The following is a 9,248-nucleotide window of genomic DNA, read 5'->3' on the forward strand; positions in this document are numbered from 1 at the left end:
AAGAGACAACCTTAAAAACCCCTTTTGTTTTTCTTTTTTACATGAACAAAACAAACTATATTTGAATTTAAACCTTATTCTCTATGGCTCCTTACCGATCATTGCCCGTGGATTTATTCATGGTTGAACTGGCACTCACTGCAGATGCCGTTCTGATTGACCTGAGGACGCCACGGGAAATCCGGAAGGATAAGTTAATGGACCATGCCCTGAACCTGGACTACCTCAGTGATGATTTCGATGAGTCTATCCGGGAGATGGACCGGCTCCGCCCTTATTTTCTGTACGACGATGGCGGTAAAAGGGCGCCACTGGCCGCCTCTTTGATGGCCCGGCTTGGCTTCAGGCAAGTCGCGTATTTAGTCGGCGGCCGAAAAGAAATTCAGGATTTCGAGTAGTAAAGCCGTACGAAAGCCTGACTTTCAGGCTTAAACAACCAAAAGGAATGATTCCCCCTTTGTCCAAAAGCAATAGAGTATATGCAACAATTCTGGGAAGAGCGCTACGGAGCGGCGGGTTATGCTTACGGCAAAGCACCTAATGTTTTCCTGCAATCCGAGATAGATAACCGGAAGCCCGGCCGTGCCCTTTTCCCGGCTGAGGGAGAAGGGCGTAATGCGGTTTATGCCGCCCGCCTGGGCTGGGAAGTGGAAGCCTTTGACTACAGTAGTGCCGCCCGGCGAAAAGCCCTGGATTTGGCAAAATCCAATAATGTCAGTCTGCACTATCAGGTGGCCTCGGTAGAGACGTTCCCGTTTGGACAGCATCAGTACGACCTGATTGCCTTGTGTTTTGTGCACCTGCCGCCACTGCTCCGGCAGCAATTGCATGCCGCCTGTGCCGAGGCTCTTCGCCCCGGCGGGGTCCTCTTGCTGGAAGGCTTTCATAAGCGGCAGCTCTCCCTTGAGTCAGGAGGCCCCAAGAACGAAGCCCTGCTGTTTAGCCTCGAAGAACTAAAACCGGACTTTAAAGGTCTTTCATTGGACTTTGCAGCTCAACAACGTGTTATTTTAAGAGAAGGGCCTTATCACAATGGCCCTGCCGAAACCGTCCGAATTATTGCAACAAAAAACACCAATGATGGAAAACCTTAAAGTATCCAAAGCCACCTTTGACGCTATTGCCAAAGCAATCCACAGCGACCAAAGCCCGGTCGGCATTGATGCCAAAAAAACCCACATTATCATCCTGGATAAGCTGCTTCAACTGGAAGAGCGGCTAAAGCAAATTGAAGCAAAACTAGAAGCAAAAGATTAAAATCTATGATTACAGAAAAAGCCAGGCCCGAAATCCTATCGCTTATCCGTCAGCATTACCCCCAACTGGCAGAGCGCAATCTACAGGAGGAAATCGCCAAAGAAGGTACAATCATGCACTTCAAATCCGGCTCCATGATCATGGACTTCGGCGCTTATGTTAAAATCATGCCGCTGATCATCAAAGGCAGCATCAAAGTATCCCGGGAGGACGAAGAGGGCAATGAACTGTTCCTCTATTACCTCACACCGGGCGAGACCTGCTCTATGTCATTTACCTGTTGCCTGATGGACAAGAAGAGCGAAATCCGGACCGTCGCGGAAGAAGATACGACCCTGATTGGTATCCCTACCCGGTTTATGGATGAATGGATGAGCCGCTACCCGAGCTGGAAAAACTATGTCATGACCTCCTACGACAACCGATTGCTGGAGCTCGTCCGCACTATTGACAGCATTGCTTTCAAGAAGATGGACGAGCGGCTGCTGGAATACCTGGAGCAAAAAGCAAAAGCCAACAACAACCGAACCCTGAGCGCGACTCATCAGGAAATAGCCTACGACCTCAACGCTTCCCGGGAGGCGGTTTCCCGCCTGCTCAAACAGTTGGAGCGAGACGGTGTGGTCAAACTTGGCCGCAACCGTATTGAGCTCCTGTAATCCCACAACAGGGAACAAGATGCTGGTCCGGAGCAGGGCAAAAACGGTATTGTGATGTTCGTCACTGCAAGCCCCAGCAAAAAGGTAGACTTTTGTGTTGTTGATTAGCCAATTGTTAATGAGTATTTGTCAAGGCGTGTTTGACAAATTCAAATAGTTTTCCACGATGCGAATTAAAGAATTTCTACCTATTCTGGACTGGCTTCCAAATTATAAAAAGGCTAACCTGCAGGGCGATCTATCCGCCGGGCTAACCGTTGGGGTGATGCTCATCCCGCAGGGTATGGCTTATGCTATGATTGCAGGCCTGCCTCCAATATACGGGCTTTACGCTTCAACAATCCCTCTGATCATCTACGCAATCCTGGGCACTTCGCGTCAGTTAGCAGTAGGGCCGGTAGCCATGGTATCTCTGCTGACGGCAGCCGGTATAGGTGCACTGGCAGAAGGAGGGACGGAAACTTACATTATGCTGGCGGTAGCCCTGGCGCTATTTGTGGGTATCATCCAATTCCTGCTCGGTGCCTTCCGGTTAGGTTTCCTGGTCAACTTTCTTTCTCACCCGGTCATCAGCGGTTTCACCTCAGCGGCCGCACTGATTATTGGTTTATCACAGCTCAAGCACTTGCTGGGTGTCGATATTCCGAGAAGCCATCATGTGCACGAAATCCTGCTGAATGCTATTGAGCAATTTGGTGCAGTCAATTGGTTCACTTTCGGGGTAGGCATTGGTGGTATCTTCCTGATCAAGGGGGTGAAGAAAATCAATAAAGCGATCCCGGGGCCACTCCTGGCAGTCCTCTTTGGTATTGTTGTGGTTTATGGCTTAGGGCTGGTGGACCAGGGCGTGAAAATTGTGGGCACGGTTCCTGAGGGGCTGCCTTCCTTTGTCATCCCAACATTTTCTGGTGAAGATTTCTCAGCTTTACTCCCTATCGCGCTGACGATTGCGCTGGTGAGTTTTATGGAAAGCATTGCAGTGGCTAAAGCCATTCAGGCCAAACATAAGAACTACAAAATCTCTTCCAACCAGGAGCTGATTGGCCTGGGTGCTGCTAATATTGTCGGCTCTTTCTTTCAATCTTATCCTACTACCGGCGGGTTCAGCCGTACGGCCGTCAATGATCAGGCGGGTGCCAAAACCGGACTGGCTGCGATTATCAGTGCGGTACTGATTGCGCTGACCCTGTTGTTCCTGACGCCATTATTCTACTATTTGCCCAAAGCCATCCTGGCTTCCGTCATCATGGTGGCGGTGTTTGGGCTCATTGACATCAAAGAAGCCAAGCACCTCTGGCAGACCGACCGGGCAGACTTCTGGATGCTGGTCGCTACCTTTGCAGGCACACTTTCTCTGGGTATTGAGCAGGGGATCCTGATTGGTGTAGCCCTTTCTTTAGGGGTGGTCATTTTCCGGACTACCCTCCCCCACTTCGCAGTACTGGGCCGTATTCCTGGCGAAGACCACTACAAAAACATTACCCGCTTCGACAATCTGGAGCAACGCGATGACGTCCTCGTTATGCGCTTCGATGCAAGGCTTTACTTTGCGAACGTCAACTTCTTTAAGGAAACCATCGAAACAGAAATTGAACGCCGCAAAGATAAGCTCAAACTCTTCATCCTTGACGCTAACAGTATTAACAGCGTAGATAGCAGCGGAGTGCATGCTCTGGAAGAAATCAACACCTACCTGCAGTCTTTAGACATTGATTTTTACATGACGAGTGTAAAGGGGCCTCTGCGGGATACCCTTCAGAAAGCTCACTTTGACGAAAAGCTGGGCAAGGAAAAATTCTTCATGCACATCCAAACCGCTATGGACAATTATGACCAAAAAAATCCGCAGCGCTATAAAGACTATGTGCTGCAGACTAACAGCTAATATATACTCCCCTCGGGCACAATAAGTGATTTTTGACTTTTTCTTTTTGCACCCTGCGGCGTTAAAAATGCTCGTCGTAGCTGGGCTATGCCTGTGCTTTTTGCCTTGCGGGGCACAAAAATAAAGTCGTCAAAATTTCACCTCTCATGACCGAGGGGAGTATAACACATCAGTAATTTTCAATTTCGCCCGTCTGCTCTATGGAGCAGGCTGGCGATTTTTTTTAGGCTTCTTCCTCCAGCTCATCAATCCAGTCTAACTCCAGCACCGTATGCCCATCTTCCTGGAAATACATGCGCCGGAACTTTTTGCCCCAGGTCAAGTCTGGGAAGATGTAAGAGCTATTGGCGTGTATATCCTGTGCGAACGTCTCATCGTACCCCTGCAGCAGGACCAAAAACTCCGGCTGCATAGCCTCCAGTTCTTCCGGCGTTTTTTGCCAGAGCGGACTGTCTTTATCGATGATATGCACCAGGATCCAGTTGAGCGGGAAAAGGAAGACCTTTTCCCGTTCCAGCTCCAGCAGGGTGAAGCGGCGGACCTTGCGCCCTTTCTCGTCTTCTGCCACCCAGGACATGCTGACTTTAGCAGATAGGTTGATCAGCTTATTGTTGCGCTGATTGACAATCTGGAACTGAAAGCTTTGATAAGGCGTATCCTGGTAGCTGCGGATCACAGCTTTTTTGCTGAACAAAATACTGGACTGTGGTTGCGCAAAGCGGGCGAAGAAAAGCCCGGTTGCCAATGCGAACCCCATAAGGCCCACGAGCGCATCAATTGAAGCTACGATATTTGCGGCAATACCGGTAGGGCTAATCGCACCGTACCCTACGGTGGTGAAAGTCTGCACACTAAAGAAAAAAGCCACAAAAAAGTCGCCGGTCAGTGTATTGGCAGGCTGCGCACCAGATAAATATTCCAGCCCGATCATCAGGTAGATGGCTGCGAATAAAGCATTGACAACCACATAGATCCCTGTAATGAGCACAAAGAAGCGCCACCAGGACATTTCTACAAGTACCTGATAGGGCCGCCATGCTTTACCGCCCCGGCGCAGGATATTGTAAGAACCATCGCGGTTGATCAGCCGGTCTTCGCCCGAAGTGATCCCGCTGCCGAAACCCAAGTCATTCTCAGACTGGGACGCCCTGCCGGTTAATGATGAAGTGAGGTCTCTGAGTTTCATGCCTCTAATTTAGCAGAAAGGGTCGAAAGTCCGCACCGCTGGTTTTCAACTCTTTGCCCGGCTTACCGTTTATTTACAAAGATACGGACCATACCACCAAGCCATGCGCCCTGATGAACTCGACCATTTACTGAAGAACCTCGAACAAGGTGCCGCTGACGAGCTCTCCGAACTCGAATCCCTGGGTGCTGCTTTCTACCCAACCGGGCAACTGTTGCGGCTGCGTGGGCAATGGGAAATCAAGCATACGCTTTTCAGGAAGTTCCAGCGTTTCTTCGTTGGTGCGGTAGCCACTTCCCCCATTTGGCTCCTCCTTTGGGGCCTTTGCCTTAAGGCTGGGCTGCCACGCCTGGGGTTTATCTTCCTGGCACTCTTTCCGTTTTCCTTTCTGCTATTCTTCTTCGGGCTCTACTTTATGAATACCTTTTTCAAAGGGCAGGGCCACCTGGACCGGGTTGGCGAGATGATCAGTCAGGAATTGCAGCGCCGGCAGGAGAAAAAGTGAAAAGTACCACATACGCCCGGAGGACTATCTGAAAACCCGGCGCTCTTACCTCAGTATTGTTTTGCAAGAATACAAACGGCTCTACAAGGGCCGGGAAGCCGCTGCCTACAAATCCAGAGATAAGAATATGGTATTAATCGTGCGGCGCTTAGAGAGAACAGTACGCGATTATGCGGAGCTTCTGTTGCTCACGCCCCATTACCTGAATGCCGTTTGGAATAAGGTAGCCGGCAAATCGGCGGGCGAGCTCATCTGGGAACGGGTTACGCTGGAAGCCCGTCGGATGCTGCTGCACGACGCCCGCACCATCGCCGAAATCGGGTACTATCTCAGCTTTTTGAACAACTCCTGCTTCAGCCGGTTTTTCAAAAAACACGAGGGCATTAGCCCGGGGCCGTTAGGGAAATACACAATCACACAAAACACTAAGAGCGTGTTGGGACTTTTGTCTTCTAGTCGAAAACTAACCGTTTTTTGGTTAGACGAGGCACGAAAACCAGAGTTTAGCCTGAGTTAGATAGCCCGTCCCGCCGTTTGCGGGAAGGATTTCCTGGACGAAGTATAAGCAACAAAGTGTCCCGGTGCACCAGGACAAACCGATTACTAAAGTCCCAACACGCTCTAATGTTAGCAGGCTCTTTACCGGAAGCGTGCTATCTTTACATAAAAACCGATAACGATGGATGTTGAAATTCTTTCCAGGATTCAGTTTGCCTTCACCGTCGCGTTCCACTACATCTATCCTCCGCTCAGTATTGGGCTGGGCTTGATCATGGTAGCGCTTGAAGGGCAATACCTGCGCACCGGCAACAAGGAGTACCATGTGCTGGCCAAGTTCTGGACCAAAATCTTCGCGCTTACTTTTGGTATTGGGGTTGCCACAGGTATCGTAATGGAATTTGAGTTTGGCACCAACTGGGCGACTTACTCCCGCTATGTAGGCGATGTATTCGGCAGTGCACTGGCGGCAGAGGGCATCTTTGCCTTTGCGCTGGAGAGCGGCTTCCTGGGCGTTTTGCTCTTTGGCTGGAACCGGGTCAGCCCGCGGGTACACTTCATTGCAACCCTTGGCGTATGGCTGGGCTCAATGTTTAGTGCCGTATGGATTGTGGTGGCCAATTCCTGGCAGCAGACCCCTGCCGGCTTTCACATCGTAGGGGAAGGGCTGGACGCCCGGGCTGAAATCACCGACTTTTGGGCCATGGTGTTCAACCCCTCAAGTGTAGAGCGGCTGACACACGTATGGCTGGGCGCTTTCCTGGCCGGGGCTTTTCTGGTGATGAGTGTACATGCGTACTACCTGCTGCGCAACCGCCACGTAGAATTGTCTAAAAAAGCCTTCAAAATTGCCCTTGTCGTTGCTACAATTGTCTCCCTTGGCCAATTGGTGGTCGGTCATGCTTCTGCAGATGGCGTCTCGAAAAACCAACCGGCCAAATTAGCAGCGCTCGAGGGGCACTTCGAAGCTCATGCGCCAGCCGATATGTACCTTTTGGGCTGGGTAGATAAGGAATCACAAGAGGTGACCGGCATCCCGATCCCCGGCGGCCTTTCCTTCCTGCTCCATTCCAACTTCAACGAGCCGGTCACCGGCCTGAATGCCTTCCCCGAAGAAGACCGCCCCACGGCACTCAATGCGATCTTTCAGTTTTACCACTTTATGGTAGCTTTCGGTATGCTCATGATTGCGCTGACCCTTTACGCATCCTTCCTATGGTGGCGAGGTAAATTATTTGAGCAACGCTGGCTGCTCTGGGTATTCGTTTTTGCCGTACTCCTGCCCAACCTGGCCAATCAGTTTGGCTGGTTTGCTGCCGAAATGGGCCGGCAACCGTGGGTCGTCTACGGCCATCTGCGCACGAGTGATGCTCTATCGGCAGCCGTACAGGCCAATCAGGTCCTTTTTTCCCTGATTATGTTCTTCCTGGTTTATGCCCTGCTGTTCGCCCTGTTCATCTATATGCTGAACAAGAAGATCAAGCATGGCCCGAGTGAGGACCAACTGCAAGACCACCGCTCCCGGCATGAGGAGATGGCAGAAGCAGCGGGAAAATTTTAGAAAAGCTTAAGAAAAAAAGATATGGCAACTGTGTTTGGATTAGACTATCCGACTCTTTGGTTTTTGATTATTGGCGGGCTGTTTAGCGGCTACGCCATACTGGATGGATTTGACCTGGGGGCCGGAGCATTACATTTATTTTTCAAGAAAGAAAAAAGCCGCCGCATCGCGCTCAATGCGATAGGCCCGGTCTGGGATGGGAACGAGGTCTGGCTTGTCATCGGCGGAGGTGCCTTATTTGCAGGTTTTCCAGTGGTCTATGCGAGTTTGTTTTCCGGTATGTACATCCCGTTCATGTTATTTCTGCTGTTCCTGATCTTTCGGGCAGTCTCCATTGAATTCCGGAGTAAGGAAGAAATGAAATGGTGGCGTAAGATGTGGGATATCAGCTACAGTGTGGCGAGTATCGCGCTATCGGTACTTCTGGGCGTGGTACTGGGCAATGTGCTGATTGGTATCGAAATCGGCCCGCAGGGCAACTTCCAGGGGCACTGGCTGGAGTTTCTCAACCCTTATGCCCTGCTTGTGGGCGTGACCACACTGGCCTTATTTTCGGCTCACGGGGCACTCTACCTGCTGATGAAAACAGAAGGGCGGCTGTACGCCAAGCTATCGATACTGGCCAAGCGGGCAATCATTTTTTTTATTGTGACCTTCAGCCTGGTTACGCTCTACACCCTGATCTACATTCCCCACCTGACCGACCGCTTTAAGGACCTCCCATGGTTGTTTATTGTGCCCGTACTGGCCTTCCTGAGCATTGCCAATATCCCGCGCCTCATTTCCAAACGGCGGTTCCGGGAAGGGTTTATTTTTTCCGCCATTACCATGAGTTTGCTGCTCATCGTTGTAGCCATTGAACTCTACCCGGTAATGCTGTTGTCAACGGTGGATGAAGCCTATAATATTACCATTTACAATGCAGCTTCCTCCGAGAAGTCGCTCGGCATCATGTTGACGATTGCGGCCATTGGCACGCCGCTGGTACTCGCCTATACCGCCTTTGTCTTCTGGACTTTCCGGGGTAAAGTGGAACTGGATGAGACCAGCTATTAAGAAAAATCAAGAGCCTGCCAGGACTTTGGTCTTCCAGTCGAAAACTCCCCTTTTTGGGTAGTGCTAATCTATGAAATTTTCAAAAAAATTGCTTGGATGCTAAACATAGGTGTGTATAACAAATTGCACTACTTGAATAGCCTGGCAGCATTCGTGGATAAGCTGGAGCAGAGCGGGAAGCTCTACCCCAGCAGCTACCGCGCTTAGAGCGTGTTGGGATTTTACACTTCGGGCTGCTCTTGCCAAATTTTGTCCTGCTCTTTGTTGTTCTTCGGTCACGTAGCTAAGGCTATGTGATTCAAGAATGGGCCCCTTTAATCCCATTCTTGAATGTATCACGCCTTGAGTAGAACAAAATTTGGCTGCGTTCGCTCCAAAAGCAAAATCCCAACAAGCTCTAATATTTTCAGCGCCGGACAGGAACTTTTTCCCGGAATTTATCGTATATTGTTCATATCCGGCAGTTGTAAACCGTACAGCTGTTCGGTTTCAATTCTATGGCTTTATGCAGTGGGTGTTTTGAAAAAACCCCTGTTAAAAAGTGTTAAAATTTGTCGTTCTTTGACATTAATGGTTTGATTATCAGTGAATTGCAAAGGTTGCTGTCAGAGTACATATCCAGTCCAGAGTAGGATTAAGAC

Annotated in this window: 10 protein-coding genes; 9 read left to right on the top strand and 1 reads right to left on the bottom strand. The window is 50.2% G+C overall.

What is annotated here, in order from left to right:
• Nucleotides 1-83: 83 nt before the first annotated feature.
• The 5 genes from RIC19_RS25140 to RIC19_RS25160 all read left to right on the top strand — a co-directional run bounded on the left by RIC19_RS25140 (nucleotide 84) and on the right by RIC19_RS25160 (nucleotide 3,801).
• Nucleotides 84-398 carry a rhodanese-like domain-containing protein gene (locus RIC19_RS25140; RefSeq protein ID WP_350181151.1) on the top strand — a complete coding sequence of 105 codons (315 nt, stop codon included), beginning with the start codon at nucleotides 84-86 and terminating at the stop codon, nucleotides 396-398.
• Nucleotides 399-479: 81 nt separating this feature from the next.
• Nucleotides 480-1,094: a class I SAM-dependent methyltransferase gene (locus tag RIC19_RS25145; RefSeq protein WP_350181152.1), complete on the top strand. Its 615-nt coding sequence runs from the start codon at nucleotides 480-482 to the stop codon at nucleotides 1,092-1,094.
• Nucleotides 1,081-1,257, top strand: a complete 177-nt coding sequence (locus tag RIC19_RS25150) for a hypothetical protein (protein WP_350181153.1) — start codon at nucleotides 1,081-1,083, stop codon at nucleotides 1,255-1,257. The genes RIC19_RS25145 and RIC19_RS25150 overlap by 14 nt, the downstream gene beginning before the upstream one ends.
• A 5-nt stretch (nucleotides 1,258-1,262) precedes the next feature.
• Nucleotides 1,263-1,916: a Crp/Fnr family transcriptional regulator gene (locus RIC19_RS25155; protein ID WP_350181154.1), complete on the top strand. Its 654-nt coding sequence runs from the start codon at nucleotides 1,263-1,265 to the stop codon at nucleotides 1,914-1,916.
• Between the two features lie 166 nt (nucleotides 1,917-2,082).
• On the top strand, nucleotides 2,083-3,801 hold the full coding sequence (locus RIC19_RS25160) for a SulP family inorganic anion transporter (protein WP_350181155.1): 1,719 nt from the start codon (nucleotides 2,083-2,085) through the stop codon (nucleotides 3,799-3,801).
• Between the two features lie 223 nt (nucleotides 3,802-4,024).
• On the opposite strand, the gene RIC19_RS25165 is transcribed toward RIC19_RS25160, so the two are convergent.
• A complete protein-coding gene (locus tag RIC19_RS25165; protein WP_350181156.1) occupies nucleotides 4,025-4,987 on the bottom strand; it encodes an ion channel in 963 nt (320 codons plus the stop codon).
• A gap of 103 nt (nucleotides 4,988-5,090) precedes the next feature.
• Between RIC19_RS25165 and RIC19_RS25170 the strand changes: the two genes are divergently transcribed.
• The 4 genes from RIC19_RS25170 (at nucleotide 5,091) to cydB (ending at nucleotide 8,607) form a co-directional block, all read left to right on the top strand.
• Complete coding sequence (locus tag RIC19_RS25170) at nucleotides 5,091-5,492, top strand: hypothetical protein (RefSeq protein ID WP_350181157.1); 402 nt, start codon at nucleotides 5,091-5,093, stop codon at nucleotides 5,490-5,492.
• Nucleotides 5,493-5,553: 61 nt separating this feature from the next.
• A complete protein-coding gene (locus RIC19_RS25175) occupies nucleotides 5,554-6,009 on the top strand; it encodes a helix-turn-helix domain-containing protein (protein WP_350181158.1) in 456 nt (151 codons plus the stop codon).
• Nucleotides 6,010-6,171: 162 nt separating this feature from the next.
• Nucleotides 6,172-7,551 carry a cytochrome ubiquinol oxidase subunit I gene (locus tag RIC19_RS25180; protein WP_350181159.1) on the top strand — a complete coding sequence of 460 codons (1,380 nt, stop codon included), beginning with the start codon at nucleotides 6,172-6,174 and terminating at the stop codon, nucleotides 7,549-7,551.
• A 21-nt stretch (nucleotides 7,552-7,572) separates the two neighbouring features.
• Nucleotides 7,573-8,607, top strand: coding sequence for a cytochrome d ubiquinol oxidase subunit II (gene cydB / locus RIC19_RS25185; protein ID WP_350181160.1), 1,035 nt, complete (start codon nucleotides 7,573-7,575; stop codon nucleotides 8,605-8,607).
• The last annotated feature ends 641 nt before the right edge of the window (nucleotides 8,608-9,248 follow it).

Source organism: Phaeodactylibacter sp. (genome assembly GCF_040219495.1).
Taxonomy (GTDB): domain Bacteria; phylum Bacteroidota; class Bacteroidia; order Chitinophagales; family Saprospiraceae; genus Phaeodactylibacter.

What these genes read in the sequence shown, in the direction of transcription:
- RIC19_RS25180 (WP_350181159.1), top strand. Translation starts at nt 6,172, where the DNA reads ATGGATGTTGAAATTCTTTCCAGGATTCAGTTTGCCTTCACCGTCGCG.
- RIC19_RS25165 (WP_350181156.1), bottom strand. Translation starts at nt 4,987, where the DNA reads ATGAAACTCAGAGACCTCACTTCATCATTAACCGGCAGGGCGTCCCAG.
- RIC19_RS25150 (WP_350181153.1), top strand. Translation starts at nt 1,081, where the DNA reads ATGGAAAACCTTAAAGTATCCAAAGCCACCTTTGACGCTATTGCCAAA.
- RIC19_RS25155 (WP_350181154.1), top strand. Translation starts at nt 1,263, where the DNA reads ATGATTACAGAAAAAGCCAGGCCCGAAATCCTATCGCTTATCCGTCAG.
- RIC19_RS25140 (WP_350181151.1), top strand. Translation starts at nt 84, where the DNA reads ATGGCTCCTTACCGATCATTGCCCGTGGATTTATTCATGGTTGAACTG.
- RIC19_RS25160 (WP_350181155.1), top strand. Translation starts at nt 2,083, where the DNA reads ATGCGAATTAAAGAATTTCTACCTATTCTGGACTGGCTTCCAAATTAT.
- RIC19_RS25145 (WP_350181152.1), top strand. Translation starts at nt 480, where the DNA reads ATGCAACAATTCTGGGAAGAGCGCTACGGAGCGGCGGGTTATGCTTAC.
- RIC19_RS25170 (WP_350181157.1), top strand. Translation starts at nt 5,091, where the DNA reads ATGCGCCCTGATGAACTCGACCATTTACTGAAGAACCTCGAACAAGGT.
- cydB (WP_350181160.1), top strand. Translation starts at nt 7,573, where the DNA reads ATGGCAACTGTGTTTGGATTAGACTATCCGACTCTTTGGTTTTTGATT.